Origin of the sequence: Cohnella sp. OV330, from assembly GCF_900112065.1 — a bacterium.
Lineage (GTDB): Bacteria > Bacillota > Bacilli > Paenibacillales > Paenibacillaceae > Cohnella.
In genome coordinates this window covers 236,529-257,229 of record NZ_FOKE01000014.1, presented here as the reverse complement: position 1 = coordinate 257,229, position 20,701 = coordinate 236,529, and the positions used below count along the sequence as shown (strand labels likewise).

14 protein-coding genes are annotated in these 20,701 nt (G+C 56.7%); 13 read left to right on the top strand and 1 reads right to left on the bottom strand.

What is annotated here, in order from left to right:
• Window positions 1–124: 124 nt before the first annotated feature.
• The 9 genes from BM235_RS27970 (at window position 125) to BM235_RS31775 (ending at window position 11,270) form a co-directional block, all read left to right on the top strand.
• Window positions 125–1,831, top strand: a complete 1,707-nt coding sequence (locus BM235_RS27970; protein ID WP_090117547.1) for an ABC transporter substrate-binding protein — start codon at window positions 125–127, stop codon at window positions 1,829–1,831.
• Between the two features lie 36 nt (window positions 1,832–1,867).
• Window positions 1,868–2,854, top strand: coding sequence for an ABC transporter permease (locus BM235_RS27965; protein WP_158543801.1), 987 nt, complete (start codon window positions 1,868–1,870; stop codon window positions 2,852–2,854).
• A 12-nt stretch (window positions 2,855–2,866) separates the two neighbouring features.
• The gene (locus BM235_RS27960; protein WP_090117545.1) at window positions 2,867–3,724 is read left to right on the top strand and encodes an ABC transporter permease; all 858 of its coding nucleotides are present in this window, start codon (window positions 2,867–2,869) and stop codon (window positions 3,722–3,724) included.
• A gap of 13 nt (window positions 3,725–3,737) precedes the next feature.
• Entirely contained in the window at window positions 3,738–4,730 is a 993-nt protein-coding gene (locus BM235_RS27955; RefSeq protein ID WP_090117544.1) for an ABC transporter ATP-binding protein, read from the top strand.
• Window positions 4,705–5,715, top strand: a complete 1,011-nt coding sequence (locus tag BM235_RS27950; RefSeq protein ID WP_090117543.1) for an ABC transporter ATP-binding protein — start codon at window positions 4,705–4,707, stop codon at window positions 5,713–5,715. The genes BM235_RS27955 and BM235_RS27950 overlap by 26 nt, the downstream gene beginning before the upstream one ends.
• The gene (locus tag BM235_RS27945; RefSeq protein WP_090117542.1) at window positions 5,712–6,998 is read left to right on the top strand and encodes a sulfatase family protein; all 1,287 of its coding nucleotides are present in this window, start codon (window positions 5,712–5,714) and stop codon (window positions 6,996–6,998) included. Before BM235_RS27950 ends, BM235_RS27945 begins: the two co-directional genes overlap by 4 nt.
• Window positions 6,999–7,026: 28 nt before the next feature.
• Window positions 7,027–8,778 carry a sulfatase gene (locus BM235_RS27940; protein WP_090117541.1) on the top strand — a complete coding sequence of 584 codons (1,752 nt, stop codon included), beginning with the start codon at window positions 7,027–7,029 and terminating at the stop codon, window positions 8,776–8,778.
• A gap of 1,175 nt (window positions 8,779–9,953) precedes the next feature.
• Complete coding sequence (locus BM235_RS31780; protein ID WP_143106743.1) at window positions 9,954–10,691, top strand: hypothetical protein; 738 nt, start codon at window positions 9,954–9,956, stop codon at window positions 10,689–10,691.
• A gap of 108 nt (window positions 10,692–10,799) precedes the next feature.
• The gene (locus BM235_RS31775; RefSeq protein ID WP_143106742.1) at window positions 10,800–11,270 is read left to right on the top strand and encodes a hypothetical protein; all 471 of its coding nucleotides are present in this window, start codon (window positions 10,800–10,802) and stop codon (window positions 11,268–11,270) included.
• Window positions 11,271–12,169: 899 nt separating this feature from the next.
• Here BM235_RS31775 and BM235_RS27935 read toward each other — a convergent pair.
• A complete protein-coding gene (locus BM235_RS27935) occupies window positions 12,170–14,194 on the bottom strand; it encodes a PKD domain-containing protein (RefSeq protein WP_090117540.1) in 2,025 nt (674 codons plus the stop codon).
• 256 nt (window positions 14,195–14,450) lie between these two features.
• On the opposite strand from BM235_RS27935, the gene BM235_RS27930 reads away from it, so the two are divergent.
• The 4 genes from BM235_RS27930 (at window position 14,451) to BM235_RS27915 (ending at window position 20,693) form a co-directional block, all read left to right on the top strand.
• Complete coding sequence (locus BM235_RS27930; protein WP_090117539.1) at window positions 14,451–16,202, top strand: sensor histidine kinase; 1,752 nt, start codon at window positions 14,451–14,453, stop codon at window positions 16,200–16,202.
• Complete coding sequence (locus BM235_RS27925; RefSeq protein WP_090117538.1) at window positions 16,180–17,793, top strand: response regulator transcription factor; 1,614 nt, start codon at window positions 16,180–16,182, stop codon at window positions 17,791–17,793. Before BM235_RS27930 ends, BM235_RS27925 begins: the two co-directional genes overlap by 23 nt.
• 128 nt (window positions 17,794–17,921) lie before the next feature.
• Window positions 17,922–19,664: an extracellular solute-binding protein gene (locus BM235_RS27920; RefSeq protein ID WP_090117537.1), complete on the top strand. Its 1,743-nt coding sequence runs from the start codon at window positions 17,922–17,924 to the stop codon at window positions 19,662–19,664.
• 171 nt (window positions 19,665–19,835) lie between these two features.
• Complete coding sequence (locus BM235_RS27915) at window positions 19,836–20,693, top strand: ABC transporter permease (protein ID WP_090117570.1); 858 nt, start codon at window positions 19,836–19,838, stop codon at window positions 20,691–20,693.
• Window positions 20,694–20,701 lie beyond the last annotated feature (8 nt).

Sequence of the window (20,701 nt, the reverse complement as noted above, 5' to 3'; positions counted from 1 at the left end):
TAGTGTGTCTACCAGACGACTGGAGACACGGCTGCCACCAGCTCCTCATGGAGCAAGGGGACGGCTGTGTCTTTTTTTATACGGAAAACAGCGGCATACCTTATGAGGAAAGGGTTCGAGAACAATGTGGAAATTCCAAGCGTGGAAAAAATCGCTGGCGGCCTTCGCCATCATGACCATGATGGTCGCGCCTCTGGCGGCCTGCTCCAAATCGCCGCAGACGAACACGAACGCGGCTTCGCCGAACGGCAATACGAGCACGACGAGCAATGCGGAAGCGGCGACTGCCCCCCAGAACGGGGAAGCATCGAGCGTCTCCTACCGGCTTGGCGATATCGTCAATCCGGAGCAGACCAACAACTTCAACCCCTTCCTGAAGACCGGCAACTACGCGCCCTTGTTTGATTACCTCTACAACGCGCTGTATTACTTCAACCCCGTGAAGGGCGAGTTGGTGCCCCGCCTTGCCGTCGACGCGGGAACGTGGTCGGAAGACGGCAAGAGCTTCACCGTCAAGCTGAACACGAACGCAAAGTGGCAGGACGGCGAAGCGTTCACGGCAGACGACGTCGTCTACACGTTCCAGGCGCTGAAAGAGCATGCGGCGCTAGATTTCTACCGGCTCTGGGGCGACAACCGGCTGAAGGACGTGAAGGCTGTCGGCGAGGATACGGTTACGTTCGAGTTAAACGCGGCGTTCCCTTCGCTGCCCAACTACCTGTCGACGATCTATATCGTGCCTGAGCACGTGTTCTCCAAAGAAAACCCCGAGACGTTCCTGAACAAAAAGCCGATCGGCACCGGCGCGTTCATCTTCCAATCGATCAACGAAAGCGCGATTATACTGAAGGCGAACGCGGCGTACTTTGGCGGCGCGCCGAAGATCGGAGAGCTGATCATTCAGCGCTTCAAGGATTCGCCGGGCCTGACCCTATCGCTGCAGAAGGGCGAGATCCAGGGCTCGACCGGGACGCTGGCGATGCCAAGCCTGCCGAAGCTGCTCGAGAACAAGGACAACAAGCTGCAGCAGTATCCGGGTCTCAGCACGTACGCCGTCATCATCAACAACGAGAAACCGGGCCTGAAGGATCCGGTCGTACGCAAAGCAATCCAGCTGGCCATCGACAAGAAGGAGCTGGTGGAGAAAGGCGAGATGGGCGCGGCCACCGTCGGCAACCCCGGCTTCCTGTCTCCCGGATTTGGCAGCGTGGTCGATCAGGAGCTGTTGAACAGCCCCGATTATCAGGCCAACCTCGACAAGGCGAACGAGCTGCTGACCGGCGCCGGCTATAAGAAGAACGGCAAGGGCGTCTACGAGAAGGACGGCGTCGCGCTCTCGTTCACGTACTATACGGCGGCGAATGCGCCGGCCCAGAACAAAGAAGCGGCCATGATTACCGATTGGCTCGCCAAGGCCGGCATCGGCACGACGATCAAGATGGCGACGTGGCCGGAGCTTACGAGCATTGCAGTGGCCGGCAACTATGATCTGATCCAGAACGGCATTACCGTACCGCCGGATCCGCAAGCGGCACTGGAGGTGTTCCACAGCAAGATGACGGCGCCGGTCGGACAGAACACGCCGGGCCTCAACTGGATGAGGTTCCGCGACGACCAGATCGACGCGTGGCTGGACCAGGCTTCGACCGCATCCGCCGAAGCGCGTACGGGGCTGTACAAGCAAATCCAGGACCGTATCGCCGAGCTCGCACCGGTAGCGGTGCTGTACACGAGCGGCAAAGCGCCGTACAGCGAAACGAAGTTCACGGGCTACGACACGACCGTGCCGGCCACATCCGCCATCTCGCTCGCCCAAGTCTCAGCCAAGTGACCGCCGCTTCCGCGGCAGATGAAGGAGCAGCTTGCCATGAGAATTGAACCTGCCTATGCAGTGAGAAGAGTCGCCTTCGCCGCGGCGACTCTCCTCGCTGCCATCATCATGAACTTCCTGCTGCCGCGTCTGATCGCCGGCAATCCGGCCGAGATGATCGCCTCTCAGACGGCGCTCGGTTCCGCAGAGGTGGCGGACGCGATCAAGAAGCAGTTCGGGCTGGAGAACGACAGCCTGCTCTATCAGTTCAAGCAGTATATTGTGCAGTTGGCGCACGGCAACCTGGGCATCTCGTACTTCAACTACCCGACGCCCGTCGCGGGCGTGCTGCTGCATGCGCTGCCCTGGACGCTCGGCATCGTCCTGGTCTCGACGCTGGTCAGCTATTCGGCCGGCTGGCTCATCGGCATCCGCGGCGCGCTGAAGCCGGGGACCTGGTTCGACAACGTCGCCCTGGCCGTGAGTTTCTTCATCAATTCCGTTCCGTATTTCTGGATCGGAATTTTACTCATTCTGCTATTCGGCTACAAGCTGGACTGGTTCCCGATGGGGCAGGCGTTCGCGGTGGACTACGATACATTGTCCGCGGCGGGCAAGCTGCGCTCCATTGCGTACCATGCCATCCTTCCGACCGTGTCGCTCGCGATCGCGTCGCTGGCCAGCCACATCCTGGTGCTCCGCAACAACCTCAGCCGGGCGCTCACCGAGGACTACATGGTGCTGGCTCGTGCGAAGGGACTGTCCGCCAGGCGGCGGACCTACCAGTACGGCGTGCGCAACGCCTTCCTGCCGGCCTTCACGGGCTTCATGCTGACGCTCGGCCATGTCGTGGGCGGGGCGATCACCATGGAGATCGTCTTCTCGTACCCGGGCATCGGCATGCTGACCTACAATGCGATTCTGAACCACGATTACCCGCTCATCCAAGGCGCGTTTCTAATGATAGCGGTCTCGATCATTACGGTGAACCTGCTGGCCGATTTGATCTATCCGTTCATTGACCCGCGCGTCAATCTGAGTTAGGAGCGACTGCAGATGGCAACTACCCGAACCGATTCCCGTCAGCGCTCCGGCAGGGGCAAGCTGCTCGCCGGCACCCTCATTTTGGCGTTCTTCGCGGTCGTCACGCTGGCGGCCTCGCAGCTTGCGCCTTATCCGAAGAACGATATCGACTTTGAGTCCTGGCTGGCGCCTTCCGGGGCGCATCTTCTAGGCACAGACAGCTATGGCCAGGATGTGTTCTCCCAGTTGGTCTACGGGACGCGCACGTCCTTCCTCGTCGGCATTCTGGCGGGGCTGATCACGACGGTCATCGGCGTGCTCGTCGGCGTGACGGCGGGCTTCTACCGGCGCTGGGTCAGCGACGCGCTGATGTTCCTCGTCGATCTGCTGCTCATTATCCCGATCATGGCGCTGATGATTATTCTCGCCTCGTACCTGCCTTCCATGGGACTGACCAGCACGATTCTGGTGATCGGGCTGCTCAGCTGGTTGTACATGGCGCGCAGCATTCGGAGCCAGACGCTGTCCGAGCGCCAGCGCGGCTACGTAGAGGCCGCCCGCGTCGCCGGGATGAGCAATGTGTCGGTTATGCTGCGGGAGATTCTGCCCAATCTGTATCCGATCATCCTGGCGAATCTGGTCAGCGTGACCACGCAGGCGGTGCTTGCCGAAGCGGGGCTCAGCTTCCTCGGCATCGGCGATCCGAAGAACGTCAGCTGGGGGACGATTCTGGCGCTGGCGCATGCCAACAACGCCATCATGTATGACGCCTGGTGGTGGATTGTCCCGCCTGGCCTTGCCACCGCGCTGTTCTGCTTCGGCTTCATTCTGATCGGCAACGGATCGCTGGAGCGATACCGGTACAAGCGCGGCGCAGCGCAGCAACTATGAGGAGGGCCGTACGATGAGCCTGCTGGAAGTACGCGATTTGCAGATTGAATATTCATCGGCACGGGGGCCCTTCAACGCCGTGGACGGGGTCAGCTTCTCCCTGGAACGGGGCGAAATCTTCGGTCTGGCGGGGGAATCCGGCTGCGGCAAATCCACGACCGCGTACGGTATCGGCCGGCTCCTCCGGGGATCGGCACGGGTTGTGGGCGGAAGCATCCGGTTCGACGGCGTGGAGCTGACCGGGCTGTCCGACGCGCAGTTCGATACGTACCGGTGGGCGCGCATCTCCATTGTCCTGCAGAGCGCGATGAACAACCTGAATCCGGTCATGAAAGTCAAGGATCAGCTCACCGACGCCATCTTCGCCCATCGCAAGGGCGTGTCCCGGGCGGACGCGCTGCGCCAGGCGGCCGAGCTCATGGAACTGGTGGACCTGCCGAAAGATCGGCTGGAGCGCTTCCCGCACGAGCTGTCCGGCGGCATGCGGCAGCGCGTCGTCATTGCCATGGCGCTGGCGCTGCGGCCCGAGCTTATCATCATGGACGAACCGACGACGGCGCTGGATGTCATCACGCAGAAGGGCATTATCGATAAAATCATCGAGCTGAAGCGAACATTCGGTTTCTCCGTGCTCTTCATCACCCATGACCTTCCGCTGATGCTGGAGATCTGCGACCGGGTCGGCGTCATGTACGCCGGTCAGATGGCGGAGATCGCCACCCGGGAGCGCATGCTGGCCGGCGCCCGGCATCCGTATACGCAGGGCCTGCTGCGGTCGTTCCCTTCGCTGACGGGACCGCGCGTCCGCCTTGCGGGCATCACCGGGTCGACCCCCGACCTGGTGGCGCCTCCGCAGGGCTGCCGGTTCCGGGACCGCTGCCTGCATGCGCTTCCGGCATGTGGCAGCGTAGCGCCGCCGGTCCGTTCGGAAGAGGACGGCATCGTGAGCTGCCATCTGTACGCGAAGGAGGAGATGCGCCATGAAGCCGTTGCTGCAGGTCGATAACGTCAGCCAGGTCTACGAGAGCGGCGGCCTATTGCGCAAGAGCAAGATGCGGGCCGTGCGCGGCGTCAGCCTCGAGCTGCATCAAGGCGAAGTGCTGGCCGTCGTAGGCGAGTCGGGCTGCGGGAAAAGCACCCTGGCGCGCATGATTCTCGGGCTGCTGCCACCGACCGAGGGCCGTGTCGCGCTGGCCGGCCGGCCGATCGCCCGCCGTTTCGCCGGACGGTTGGAGACGGCCAAGCGGCTCCAGATGATCTTCCAGGATCCCTTCGAATCGATCAACGCGAACCAGAAGGTCGAGACCGTCATCGGGCGGCCGCTGCAGCTGCACGGCGCGAAGGGGCCGGTCCGCGGCCGGGTGCTGGAGCTGCTGCGCCAGGTCGGCCTGACGCCGGCGGAAGATTACATCGACAAATACCCGTCGCAGCTGTCCGGCGGGCAGAAGCAGCGCGTCATGATTGCCCGGGCGCTCGGCATCGGCCCGCGCGTGCTGATCGCCGACGAGCCGACCTCGATGCTCGACGTGTCGATCGGCATCGACATCATGAATCTGATGCTCGACCTGAAGCGGGACCACGACCTGTCGCTGCTATGGATCACGCATAACCTTGGCAGCGCCCGCTACATGTCCGACCGGATCGTCATCATGTTCGGCGGGCAGATCGTCGAGTCGGGGCCGACCGAGGAAATCATCGCATCGCCCAGGCATCCGTACACGGAGGCGCTGCTGTACGCTTCACCGGACCCGTGGCGGAAAGGAGCGGAGCCGGCGGGCATCGAAGCCGCCGACCGCGCGGAGAAGGGACTGCCGGAGGACGGCTGCCGCTTCCGGCACCGCTGCCCCTACGCCCAGGCGGACTGCGCGCTGGGGGAGATCCCGATGGACGCGGCCGAGCCGCAGCGGGGTGTCCGCTGCCTGTATCCGCTGGGAGGCGGCGCGGCTTCTGCCTCATCAATTCGCATCGAAAGGAAGGACTTCACGGGATGAAGCGGCCAAATGTTGTAGTGGTGTATTGCGACGACCTGGGATACGGCGATCTGGGCTGCTATGGCTCGGACGCCATTCGGACCCCGCACCTCGATCGGCTGGCGGAGGAGGGCGCCCGGTTCACGGATTGGTATTCGAATTCGCCGGTATGCTCCCCGTCGCGCGCTTCGCTGCTGACCGGCCGGCATCCGGCCCGGACGGGCGTCGAGCATATCCTGACCGGCAAGCGGGGCTCCGCGGGGCTGGCGGCCGACGTGCCGACGCTCTCGTCCGTGCTGAAGTCGCACGGCTACCGAACGGCCCTCTTTGGCAAATGGCACCTCGGCACCCGTCCGGAGGACGGGCCGAACGCGCACGGCTTCGACGAGGCGTTCGGCTTCCTCGCCGGCTGCGTGGATTACTTCTCCCACATCTTCTATTGGGAGCAGGCCGGCGGCGTCAACCCGGTGCACGATCTCTGGCATAACGGCAAGGAAGTATGGGAGAACGGCGAGTACCTGACCGACCTCATCGCCGCCCGGTCCGCCCGCTTCATCGAGGCGTCCGGCGACGAGCCTTTCTTCGTGTATGCGGCCTTCAATGCGCCGCATTATCCGATGCATGCGCCGAGGCATTATCTCGATCGATACCCGGACCTGCCGCTCGACCGCCGGATCATGGCCGCCATGATCTCCGCCGTGGACGACGGGGTCGGCGCCATCGTGGACGCGCTGAAGCGCAGGGGCGTCTACGACGATACGATCATCTTTTTCTCCAGCGATAACGGCCCTTCCACCGAGTCGCGCAACTATCTGGACGGCACGGAGGACAAATATTACGGCGGCTCGGCCGGTATCTTCCGCGGACACAAAGGCAGTCTGTTCGAGGGCGGCATCCGGGAGCCCGCGATCTGGAGCTATCCCGCGGCGCTCAAGGCCGGCCAGGTGCGCCGCGAGCCTTGCATGATGGCCGACGTGCTGCCGACGGTGTTGGAACTGGCCGGCCTGCCGCAGGTACCGTCCGTGGACGGCGCCAGCGTCGGAGCGCTGCTGCGGGGGGAAGAAAAATGGTCCCGAGACCGGCTGTTCTGGGCGTATGAGAATCAGGCGGCCGTCCGCGAAGGGGACTGGAAGCTGGTGCTGAACGGTAAGCTCGATTTTACGGACACGGCGCCGGACGCCGTTAACCTGGCCAACCTTGGATCCGATCCATCGGAGCGAGTCAATCGGAAGGACGAATTCCCCGCGATCGCCGAGCGGCTGGAGAAGGCCGTGCGGGAATGGCTGGCCACCGTCCGATTATAGGGGGCAACAACGAGAGGAGATATTCCGGATGAGAGCGGTTATGGTCATGTTCGATTCCCTGAACCGGCATTTGCTGCCGAATTACGGCTGCGACTGGGTGCAGGCGCCTAACTTCGCCCGGCTGTCCGAACGGATGGTGACGTTCGACAACTGCTACGCGGGCAGCCTGCCCTGCATGCCGGCGCGGCGCGAGCTGCATACGGGCCGGTACAATTTTCTGCACCGCAGCTGGGGGCCGCTGGAGCCGTTCGACGACTCGGTCATCGGACTGCTGCGGGCGCAGGGCGTCTACACGCATCTGTGTACGGACCATGGGCATTACTTTGAAGCGGGGGGCGCGACGTACCATACGCAGTACAACTCCTGGGAGTTTGCCCGAGGCCAGGAAGGCGACCCCTGGAAGGGCCATGTGGCCGATCCGGACATCCCCGAATCGCTGTCGGGCCCGAAGATCGGCGACCTGTGGCGCCAGGACTGGGTAAACCGTCCGTATCTGGATACGGAGGACAAGCAGCCGCTCGCGGTTACGATAGCAAACGGCCTCGAATTTATCGAGACCAACCGCGGGCAGGACAACTGGTTTCTGCAGATCGAGGCGTTCGATCCGCACGAACCTTTTTTCACCCAGCAGAAGTACAAGGACCTGTACCCGCACCTCTATAACGGCAAGCACTTCGACTGGCCCGACTACGGCAAAGTAAAAGAGACGCCGGAGGAGGTCCGCCACGCCGTCCTCGAATACGCCGCGCTCGTCAGCATGTGCGACGCGTACTTGGGGAAGGTGCTGGATGCCTTCGACAGGCTCGACCTGTGGAAGGACACGATGCTGATCGTGAACACCGACCATGGGTTCATGCTCGGCGAGCACCGCTGGTGGGGCAAGAACATCCAGCCGCTCTATAATGAAATCTCGCATATCCCGCTGTTCATTTGGGATCCCCGCTATGGCCGCGCGGCGACGCGTTCGGACGCGCTGGTGCAGACGATCGATCTCGCGCCGACACTGTTGCATTACTTTGGCGCCGAGCAGCCGAAGGATATGCAGGGCCGCTCGCTCCACGCCGTCATCGATAATGGTCGGCCGGTCCGCGAGGCCGCGCTGTTCGGCATCCACGGCGGCCACGTGAACGTGACGGACGGCCGCTACATCTACATGCGGGGACCCGGCGATCCGGCCAACGGGCCGCTGTACGAATACACGCTGATGCCGACGCACATGCACCAGCCCTTTGGCGCCGGGGAACTGGCGGACATCGAGCTGCAGGAGCCCTTCGGCTTCACGAAAGGGGTTCGTACGATCAAGGTCGGCGCCCGTCCGCACCTGAATCCGTACCTGTACGGTCATCTCCTGTTCGATCTCCGCGAGGATCCCGAACAGAACGGGACGGTCGAGGATCCGAAGGCGGAAGCCCGGATGATCCGGCTGTTGGCGCAGCTGATGCGGGATACCGAAGCGCCGCCGGAGCAGTTCGAGCGGCTCGGCATCCCGCAGGACGGCATAGTGACGGAGGAGCGCCTGCTGGCGGAGAGACAGCGGCGGCAGGCGCTGTTCCAGGCGGATCTTGGGATCGACGAGCAATGGACGGCGGAGGGGCGTAACCTGTACTTCCTGCTGAAATGCCTGTCGCCCGAAGCGCTGCGGGAGAACGCCGACGCCAGGCTGGCCGAGTTCCTACAGGCGCAGCAGTCGGCGGAGATAGACGGGGAGGTTATCACGGCCTTCGCCGTCACGCTCAATAGAGGCGATCGACGAATCGCCGGGCTGCTTCGGCGGCTCTGACGCATAGGAACCGGCAGGAGCCGTTTCGGACCGGATGGTGTCCGCGGCAAGCTGAGGACGGTTTTTTTAACAGGAGGAGCGGGAAAGCCTCGGGCTTGTCCCGCTTTTTTCGTGTCCGGAAAGCTTGCAGGAGCCGAATCGCGTCTTCGTCGAATTCATGGCAAGAGTGGCGAGGAAAGTAACGGATAAGCGCGTCTTGAAACTGATTCGCGCTTTCTGAACGCCGTATTTGACGAATCGCACGAAATCCATGCCGATGGAGAAACGTAACCGGCTAAACCGCTATACAATGGGATGCCTGGACTGCTTCCGGCTGGCTGCGGCGAAGAAGGAACCGCCGTATGCGTCCCCTCACGTACGGTGGTGTGAGGGGACGGAGGCTAGCCGCCTTCTCCTACTCGATTCTAAATCTTAATGAGTCTGAACAAAAATAGCGCTGCATAATTATGCATACGGTTTTGGAGGGGATGATCAGAATTTGTGACCATTGCGACTTAATAAGACTCAATGGCTTTAATCGTTATCTGAAAAAGTGAAAGTGCCTCTTGATAAAAAAGCTTTTTCATCTTTATTTTCTCAGGAAAGATGACGCCGCCCAAGTTGTTCTTAGCATTCCTTCCCGATCTGAAAAGGTCGCTTTCAAAATCAATGAGAATAACAAAAGTAGAGCGACTGTATGAAAAGGCATTTTGTCATAATTGATGAGAAATCCCGATTTATCAAAATGCATGAATATACATTACTATTCTTGCCAATAAACATGTTGTTTGAGATCCCTATGCATTCTTTAGCGCTAGGTTTGTGACATTTCATGTTCCAGAAACTCAAGTTTACGACGATTACAGTGAAGCTGGGTTTGGAACCATCGTGGGAATACCAGCTGAATTGACAACAGGAGGAGATGAAATGGGATATCGTAATTAGACTTTTCAACAGGACAGTGTACATTTCCAAGCGTTTACTCGAACACCAAAAAGATCGGTTCGGAGGTAACTCGCGACGGTCGCTTAACCTTAGCAAGTTGATCATTTCAACAAAGTGGCAGAAGCGACGGAGTATCATCAGGTTATGCTGAGATTTAATCCAAGTATATAGATAAATTTAATTAGACATGGAAGCGACAGTAATTTATTATAGATTAGAGGAAATTAAATACAATTTAGGAGGTAGAATGGATGTCGAAAAAGTTTCTTGTCACTATTTTGTCAGCGTTTTTCGCCCTAACCTTTGCTTTACCCGCTAGCGCATCTCCGCTTCAAGACGCTTCATACAAATTATTAAAACACAATGATGAAATTAAGGATCAAAATGAGTTAATTCGAAGAGCAGTGAATAAAATCTCTGACATACCGTTTGATAATCCAGTAATCAGAGAACAAGTAGTATCTGATGATAGTGATAAGTCGCTTTTTGTTACCAAATACAAGACAGCACAGTTACTGTCCGAAAAGCAGGATCTGGCATCAGGTGATCTCATCTCGACATATGCTGTTACAACAATTGCGGCTTACGACGCTTCTAGAACTGAAACTCAGTGGGATTCTCAAACTTCTTCAGTTCAAGCTTACGCAACCATTTACGTGAGCTACGTCTACGATCAGAATGGGTTGAAATATTGGAAACTCCTTGATGTGACAGGTGGGTGGGGCGTATATGCTTCAGGTGTTAACGTGACAAACAAGCAGGTGATTTATGGTGTATCTGGCATTCCCGTAGGTGGCGGTTTGTACCAAAACAGCATAACGCAAAATCCTACCGCCAGTACATTTAGTTACACAGCCCCCACTTCGTGGCCAGCTGTTTTGTCTACAGGTGCAAGTATTGGTAAACCATACGTGGGAACATCCACTTCAGCAACCATATCTGCCTACGGCTCGACATGGACGTTAACACTCACAAACTATTTTGCCTAAGGTTTCTTACAAGACTGTTCACTCTTAGTTACAATGAAGCTCCTTCTAGTAGGAGCTTCATGTTCATTTTTATTTATAAAATGACATATCGAAGAAGGGAAAGGGAGTGTGAAGTTGAAACGAACCCTATTTGTTTTCCTATTTTGTATTGCACTGCTAAGCGGTTGTGCGGGTAAGGATAATCCTTATAAGGGGATTGAAAAGAAAGATATAGCCCAAGTAAATAGCGCGAGCAATCTCGAATTTGTAAATGAGTATAGAGGATACAATGATAACTGGGCAGCTGTTTATATCGTGTTTAAACTCAAAGATAATGCCAATCACACAGCAAAATTACAGATAAAATATATTGGAGAAGAAGCCATTAAACCTGGAGAGTTGAAATATTCTTTTAATACCTTGGGCGGGGGAGATGGCAATGGCGTGCTGCGCACAACCGATTCCGTGGATGGTATATTTAATTTAGGATCTACTGAAAGTAATGGTTCTGTTGCCTCTCCAAATTCTATTGTGAAAGTACAGCTGCAGTGGAATGGAAAAACAGATACGATCGATTTGCATCCTGCTGAAACAAAATGATTAGGTTCGTCAGGGGCATCCTCCAGCATGAGGAGACTACCACTCAACCTTCAGCAAATATGGCCGTTGGCCTTTCATCACGATCGTATGTTGAAATACCGGCAAGAGACTCCCCACGATTGTCGTCGACTCCTGAGCGGTTAATTGCAGTACAAACTGCTAATGGTATTCACATTTAAGAAAATGGAGTTCAAATTTTACTCGGATGTATTCTTTGGGTCTTCATTTTTTTCCTATTTCAAAAGGAGGTAATCCAGAATTTGGATACTCTCATGGGAAACTTTAGCTCAAAATGCACGACTGTTGTTCGGAGCGTGAGGAATACACTGTATGACTAACCACTCCTCCTCTCCATCATTTCAAAAAGAATCGCGAAGCTGATCGCCCCCGTCTCCGCCACCTCCGCCATCTCCATAAAAAGCCCTTTCACCTTACAAAATAAATTAGGCCTCCAATTCGCTCGGAGGCCTGAGATCCTGATCGGGTCCAACTAGCACTGGTATGACCCAATGGTCCCTGATAAGGAGCTGTTTCCCTAACCGTCCCTTCGCAGTTAGATGAATTTGTGAAAGTCAGTACCAAGGTATGTCTGCCGTCCTACCAATTTTTGACATAATTACATTTGGATTGTCGCAGTCGCGTGTATTTTTATTCAAAAAAGCACATATTCTTTGTATTTATGATAATTCGCTCTCACAATCGAAGGATAATTATCAGTGCGCCTCCATCATTTGCGGGAAACTTTTCGGATCGCTGAAACAAATTTTCAAAATTAGCGCAGAAACAACAGTAAGCTATAGAACCCCCAAGCTAGCGTGCCTGCAAACGAACAAACGGCGTTCGTTGAAATGAAAAAACCGCCTTCCTCCAGCTAAGCAGGCTGGAGGAAGGCGATCTTCTTAATGCACGACGACCCGAACGCGACCCAGGTTCTGGACGTTCGCGAATGGCGTGCTCGCGTTGCCTTCGCGCTGAGACGTCGCTCGCAGCGCCGGGAAGTAGGTGCCGGGCTTGGTGAAGGTGTACGTCACCGATACTTCGACCGTCGGTTTGGGAGCGCCGAACGACTTCGCCGAGAAGCGGCCGTCGCCAAGGAAGTCCCAGTCGGTACGGACGATCTTGCCGGATCCCGGCGGAACCTGAATTTTCGCCTTGAACGTGACGGACTTGCCCGCGGCGATATCGATTCGGGCAGCGCCGCCGACCGTTAGGTCGACCACGGGCTGGATTCCTTGCCGGACGGCCGCGCCCGCAGGCAACAGAACTTGTCCGTTCGTCACTTGGTAACGCGTCGAACCTGCCGGCGCGACGCCTTTCTCCGCCCAGGCGCTCACGTCGCGCAGCGCTTGTTGGAGGATGCCGTTATAATCAATGAGACGCGCCGTGCGCGGACCGATATGATCCGCATTGTCGTTGTACCAGAGACGGAAATGGTTATCGTAGCTCTTGCCGAGCGAGTTTTTGACCTGCTTGCTGTACCAATCGGCCTGCCAAGGGTAAGCGTCGGCGTCGAGCACGTTGGCGACCATGATGACCTTCGTGTGAATCATGCCGTCAAATTTGGCGCCGCCGGTTACGCTGCCCGTGATCAGCGGACCGATCTCGAGCGGGCGCTGCGGGTAAAGCGGCGATCCATCGGCAGCCTTGAACGGGTCCCAAGCGTAGAAGCCGGTTTGCTTCGGAATTTGATGGCGGTGATAGGAGAGCAATGCAAGCGACCAGCGGTTGTCGATTCGCAGCTTGGCCCCGGCATGAATCGCATTAAGCGCGTCAGAGGCGTTTCCGCTTCCGAGCGCGAACAATTTGGCTGCCGGATCCAGCGTACCCGACAATGCGCCGAGCTTCGTCGTGCCGTCTGCTGCATAAAGCGTGAAGTCAAGCGGCAGCTTCGAAGGGTTGGCAGGCGCGCTGCCCAGCGTCAGGCTGATCGGTTCGTTCTGCGCGTTCCGGCTCACCCCGGCGACGGCCGCGTATTGGTCGATTTTGGCGTCTTGGAACAGCTTGCCGAGCGCCGACTGCTCAGTGCCCAGATATCCCGGCTTGCTCCAGAAATCGTCGACATAAGTCGGGTCGATGCCTTTAACCGCGCTTGCGAAGCCGAGGAGGCCGTCGTCAAAGGTCAAGCCGAGCGCGTAGGGGTAATCCTCCAGCGCCCGCAGCGGTACGCCGAGCTTCGTCACTTCGTCAAGCACGGCGCGCTCTGCTTCATTGAGACCCGCGTAGGCATTGCCGCCCCCGCCCGGGCTGACCTGATCGGCGATTTGCGACGCTTTGTCTCCCAATACGAAGCGGGCAAAGGCTCTGGCAAAAAAGTTGTTCGGAATGGAAGTCGGCGCGCCGGGAATGAACGGCACTGCGCCGTCCCATACGCCGGATGTATTCTCGATGGCCCCGATGGTCATGTAAGAGCCGCCGCTTCCGCCGTACACATACCCGTAGATCCGTTTGGATGAGCCATAATAATCCGCTGCGACGATCTTGGAAAACTTCGCCGCGGCAGCATCGGCCCGATAGCCGCTCCCGCCGTTCGTTTGCACCGTGTAAGCGCCGCTGTCTGCGCCGAAGCTAATGGTATCCTCGGTGGCGTTCTCGTCCTGGAGCGGGTACACCAGCTGGAAGAAACGGCCTTTCCATTTGCTTTTCGCGGGGAAGTAGAAGTTGAATTTCTTGTCCGTTCCCTCGAAGTGGCCCGATACCTTGTGAATGGGCACCGGGACGGTCAGATCGATCTGGCTGTCGATCACCGGACGGTTGTACTGGGGATCGAGACATTGGGCCGTAACCCATAGGGCTCCGCCTGTTTCCAGCGGTCCGCAAGCCTGCGGAGCCGTTTCGGCCGATGCGCCCATGTTCGGCATCGACAGCGAGCCGAGCACGGTCGTGGCGACGACCGCGGCGACAAAGCCTTTCTTGAATTTCTTCAATTGCGAAGCCTCCTTTGAAATGAATGCGTTTTCCTGATTCGGAACCGAGTATATACGAAGCGGCCGAAACGTTATATGCGACTCTTTTTGTATTCTGTACATTCCTTTGTGAGTTTCCGAGGTTCGGCTGCTCGTTCGCGTGCAATCATGCTACGCTGGGTAACAGCCGACCTTTTAAATATGCGCGCCTCAGGCAACGATATTGGAATATCGTCAAGGGATTCTTTTCCTATCTCATTCAAGAGGATGAACCGACATGAAATGGATCAAAAAAATCGGGTCCATGCCGATTTTGCCGAAAATCGCCCTGACGTTTTTGCTGGTTTTGACGCCGCTCTTCTATGTGGGGCTGCAGATGAACGAATCCGGTGCCAGCCTCGTTCGCCAGGAGATCGGAACATCGCTCAATTCGCGGGTTGAATTGTACATGGATATTTTGAACAGCGACTTCGACCGCGTGATACGGATGATGCGGGAGTATGTGAACGATGAGGACCTGATGAAGCTCAGTACGTTCCCGGAGATCATGCCGGACATCGATCGGACTGAAGCGATTCTTCGGCTCAAGCAGAAAATGGACCTGATGAAAAGCTCCAGCGCTTTCATCGAAAACGCAATGGTATTTATACCGAAGATGGACCGGATCGTGTCTTCCAACGCAAATGCCATAACGGACTTGGACTTGGGTATGTTTAAGGCGCTGTCCGGACAACCCGACCCGCTCGATTACCCTTTTACGTTTTGGGAAAATCGGGTTTTCGTCACCATACCGTTCGGTCTCCTCGACGGCGCTCCGCAATTTCTTCTGGCAGTCGAGATTTCCAGCAATGAAATAACGTCCATTTTGAAGCAATTTACCCCGGATGGCAGTGCTGCGGTGCTAGCGAGCAACCAATCGGTGTGGACGACTTTTCGTGAAGGGCCGTTAAAACCGACAAAGGACGAGCTTGCTCAGCTTAACCCGATGATGGAGGGACCGACTCAAACGATCTCGATCGAAGGCATCGACTATTTGATTGCCGGCAAAAAGTCGGATGTTCTCCATACGAAGTTGATTATGATGGTACCCATCAAAGTGATCGAAAAACCGCTGGACCGGTATCGGAACTGGACGTTTGCATGGTTCGGGGTGTCGGTATTGATCATTATCGCGTTCGCGTTTGTCATGTATCGCCTGATCCACCGGCCGCTTATGCGGCTTGTCCGCTCCTTCCGAAAAATCGAGCAGGGGCGGTTCGACGTATCCGTCGAGTACCCGTTCACGGACGAATTCGGTTATTTGTACAAGCAGCTGAATGCGATGGTACGGGAGCTGAAACGTCTGGTGCATGAAGTGTACGAACAGCAATATCGGGCCCGTCTAGCCGAGCTTCGGCATCTTCAATCCCAGATCAATCCGCATTTTTTGTACAATACGTTTTTTATTTTGTATCGCATGGCCAGGCAAGAAGGGAATGAGAGCATTGAGCGGTTGACGAAGCATTTGGGCGATTATTTCCAATTCATTACGAGGGACGGCGCTGAAGAAGTGACGCTGGCGAGCGAAGCCGCCCATGCGAAGACCTACACGGAGATCCAGTCGATCCGGTTTTCCAATCGCATTACCGTTCAGATCGGAGAGATACCGGCAGAAGCGGGGCAGATGGGGGTGCCACGACTGATTTTGCAGCCGATCATCGAAAATGCGTTCGAGCATTCCCTGGAAAAGAGGGCGAAAGGCGGCCTGCTCGAGGTCGATTTCCGCGTGACGGAATCCGAGCTGCTTATTCGCGTGGAGGACTCCGGCGGGATCGACGAGGAGAAGGTTACGCTTTTGCAAGGATTGCTTAATGGGCTGCAGGATGTGGCGGATACCTCGGGCATGATTAATGTGCACAGGCGGCTGCAAATCAAATACGGGAATGCGGCCGGCCTTCGCTTAAGCCGCGGAGAACTCGGGGGTCTCAAAGTTCTGCTCGTTATCCCCATTCAGGAGGTTACGCCAAATGTATCGATTGCTCGTCGTTGATGACGAACCTTTTACGGTCGACGGACTTTTTGAAATGCTATCCGACGTCCCGGATCTCGACCTTGATCTGTATCGCGCGTATTCCGCGGAGGAAGCGATGGAGCTGCTGTCCCGCACGAAGATGGATATCGTTCTGAGCGACATGCGCATGCCGGAGATGGATGGTTTGCAGCTCCAGCAATGGATTCAATCCCGTTGGACGCGATGCAAAGTTATCTTTCTCACGGGCGTCAGCGACCTTCAACACGCACAGCAAGCGCAGCGGAGCGGCGGCGTCGACTATATTCTGAAAACCGAGGGCGACGAAGCCATTCTGAGCAGCATCGAACGGGCGATAAGCGCCATCCAGGAAGACCGCCGCAACGAAAACGCCCTCAAACGCGCCAAAGAGCAGTTGAAAGAAATGCTGCCGCTGCTGCGGAGGGAATGGTTCGACACGCTGCTAGCGCAAGACGAACCGATTGGCCCCCCCTTCGTACACCGTTTGCGCGAGCTGGATACCCCCCTAATTCCCGAAGAGGACGTCTTGCTCGTATGCGGCCGCGTCGATCGTTGGAGCGGCGATTTCAACGCGTCTGACCAAGCGCTGCTGTTGTACGCCGTTCAGAATGTCGCAGAAGAATATCTGGAAGGCGCCGTCATGCTCCCGATTATGCTGGGAGGCTCTTATTTCGTATGGCTGATCCAATCGAAGGATATGGACGAAAAGGATGGACTGGTTACGGCGAATTACGTTCAAGGAACGCTGGAGAGCATTCAACAAACGTGCAAACAGCTGCTGAAGGTGCCGGTCTCCTTTATTTGCCTGGACCATTCGGTCGCCTGGAGGGATGTGGCGGTCACGTTTAAACTTCTGAAGCAGACGCTCGTCCTGGGGCTCGGCAATGGGGAAGAGATGATTCTGCTCTCCCGCGGAGAAGACCCGTCGGCACCCGTCTCGGAGGTGCCCGGCTTGATGCTGGACAGGATCGAGAACGCCATCGAGACGGGCCAGGATCAAACGTTCGCCGAACTGCTGCGAAAGCTGTTCCGGGATGTGCCGAACCGATATAGCGTGTATGCCCAAACCTACTATTCGGTGGCCGTCATCCTGCTTGGCCAATGGAACAAAATTCACCGCAGCGGCAACGCGGCTCCCGCGAACGGAGAAGCGAGGATCGGCAGGCTGCTCGATGTCAACGGACACAAGACGAAGGAGGAGGCAAGGCAGTTCCTGACCGAGCTGGGGCTCGATCTCATTCAGCGCGGCAAGCAGGATCAGGACGAGCGGACGGAGCGCATCATCAACAAGCTCAATCGTTATATCGTCGATCATCTGGACAAGGATCTGTCGCTTGCCGTGTTGGCGGATGCCGTCTATCTGAATCCCTCCTACTTGTCAAACCTTTACAAAACTTGCACCGGTCGCAATATTTCGGATTACATTACGGAAAATCGGATTGATAAATCCAAGAGCCTGTTATCGGAATCGCAAGCAAAAGTGCAAGACATCGCAGCGGCGGTCGGCTTTGATACGGCCGGATATTTCTCCCGCTTTTTCAAAAAACATGTCGGCGTAACGCCGCAGGAATACCGCAGCAGATTGGAATGACGGGGGGACGAGCAAGTCACAAACGAAAGTAAAGGATACAAACATTGTCTCATATACGGTGCTGCCGCCTAATCTTATACTCGATTTTGAGAGAACGCTCTCACCATATCCATAGGGGGAATATACGCATGAAAAAGCGCGCCGGGATCCTGTTTGCATCCTCGATGCTGCTGCTAACTGCCGTCACAAGCGCCTGCAGCTCGAACAACGAGAACGAATCGTCATCCAGCAATGCGCCGGAGAGTCCATCCGCTACGGCGACGGCGTCCGCGTCGGCTTCTTCCGGCCCTGTCGATCCGCTGGGGAAGTATGATCCGCCGATCGACGTATCGACCGTGCGCATTTTGAGCAACTCGGTCAAATTCAAAGGCGAAGAAACGATTGACAATAATGTCTGGTACCAGGAATACGAGAAGAAGCTGGGCATCAAGCTGAAGAACGAATGGTCCGTCGTGGGGGACGAGCCCGGCGGTCAAGGCGAACAGAAGATGAACGTATCGATCGCTTCGGGGAGCTTGCCGGACATCGTGCCGCTCAACGCTTCGCAGCTGAAGCAATTGGCCGATGCAGGCAAACTGGCGGATCTGACGGAAGTTTACGAAAAGTACGCTTCGCCAATGACGAAGCAGATTCTGACGTCGTCCGGACCGACCGCGCTTGAATCCGCCAAGTTTGACGGCAAGCTGCTGGCCATTCCGGCCGTCAATTCCGTCTATAACGGAACGCCGCTGCTCTGGATCCGCACCGACTGGATGAAGAAGCTGAACCTCGAAGCGCCGAAGACGATGGATGACGTCTACGCGATCATGGATGCGTTCGTGAACCAGGATCCGGACGGCAACGGCAAGAAGGATACGTACGGTATCGCTTTGAACAAGGATTTGTACGGATTTTTCGGCGCCGTGGAAGGCTTCTTCAACAGCTATCACGCGTATCCGCGCTTCGGAGGCACAGGCAACTGGATCGAAGACGGCAGCGGCAATCTCGCCTTCGGCAGCATTCAACCGGAAGTGAAGACGGCGCTCGGCAAGCTGCAGGAGCTGTACAAGAAGGGATATATCGACCGCGAATTCGGCGTCAAAGATTGGGCCAAGGAGAAGGAACTGATCGTCTCCGGCAAAATCGGCCTGTTCTATGGCGCCATGTCGGCTCCGATCGTGATGAATGAGATCAAGACGACGGATCCGAATGCCGATTGGAAGGCCTTCCCGCTCGCTTCCGCGGACGGTCAACCGGCCAAACCGGAAGTCGTGGGCATCGCGCTCGGCAATCCGCAGTATCTGGCGGTGACCAAAAATGCGAAAAACCCGGAAGCGCTGATGAAGCTGATCAACCTGTTCTTCGAGATCTCCTATGGAAAGAGCTATTCGCAGGAAGAGCACGACAAGCTGGGCACAAGCCCTACCGATGGAGTCGAACGCTGGATGTATTCCATATACACCGGCGAACCGGAGAAAAACCTGGCCACGCATCGCTTGATCAAAGAGATCGTCGCCGGGACCAAGAGCGAATCCGATGTAAGCTCCGAGCAGATGGGCGCTTACCGAAGCGTAATGAAGGCTCGCAATGGAGAGAAGCTGGAGCCGATCGATTGGGCGCTGGACCGTGTCTTCGGTCCCGAAAACTCTGCATTCCAGGTGGTCGATCAATACGTGAACGATAACATGCTGCAGCCGAACGCATACACCTCGGTATCGACGTCCACGATGCTCAAGCGCGACGCGACGCTGCAGAAGCTCGAGCTCGAGACGTTCTCCAAGATCATCATGGGCGATCCGCTCGATAACTTCGATAAATTCGTCGACAATTGGAAGAAGCTTGGCGGAGACGAGATGACCAAAGAAGTCAACGAGTGGAAGAAGTCCCGATAAATCGGTTGCCGCCGGAGTCTGCCCGCTGTGCGGGCAGACTCCGGTCAACTGACCAGGAAAGGAAGAGCAGCCTTGTTGAAACCGATAACCGAAGAGAAGCGGGGCGTTCCGGAGCCTGCCGCGGGCGTGCGGACGAAGCCGAACCGTTTGCCTCAATGGCCGCTGCACCTGATGATTTTGCCGGCGCTCCTGCTTATCATCGTCTATAGCTATGGCCCCATGTTAGGCTCGGTCATCGCCTTCCAGGATTTTAATCCGGCGCGCGGTATTTTTCATTCGCCGTTCCAGGGATTGGAGAACTTCCGTTATGTCATGGCTTTGCCGGATTCGATGCAAGTCGTCTGGAATACGCTAATCATCGCCGTCATGAAGCTCGTGGTCGGTTTGATCGTCCCGATCGCCGTATCGCTTCTGTTGAACGAAGTGCGCAAAGAGTTTTTCAAACGCGGCGTGCAGACATTGATTTATTTGCCTCACTTTTTGTCCTGGGTCATTCTCGGGGGCATCCTGATCGACATCTTGTCCCCATCGAACGGGATCGTCAACGACGTTCTGAAGCTTTTCGGCGTCGACCCGATCTATTTTCTGGGCAGCAATGAATGGTTCCGCTACGTACTCGTCATCTCGGATGTTTGGAAAGAATTCGGATTTAACACGATCGTCTATTTGGCTGCGCTGACGAGCATCAATCCGGCGCTCTACGAAGCGGCAGTCATCGATGGAGCAGGCAAGTGGAAACAAACCTTGAACGTCACCTTGCCGGGCATGGCTCCCATTATCATTTTGACAGCTACACTGGCCTTGGGCCAAGTGCTCAATGCCGGTTTCGATCAGGTGTTCAATCTGTACAGCCCGCAAGTGTACGAGACGGGAGACATCATCGATACGTTCGTCTACCGGATCGGGATGGTGGATGCGCAATACGGGGTCGCAACCGCGGTCGGGCTGTTCAAATCCGCCGTATCGCTGACGCTTCTCTCGGTGTCGTACTTCCTGGCTTACCGCCTGGCGAACTACCGGATATTCTGACGGAGAGG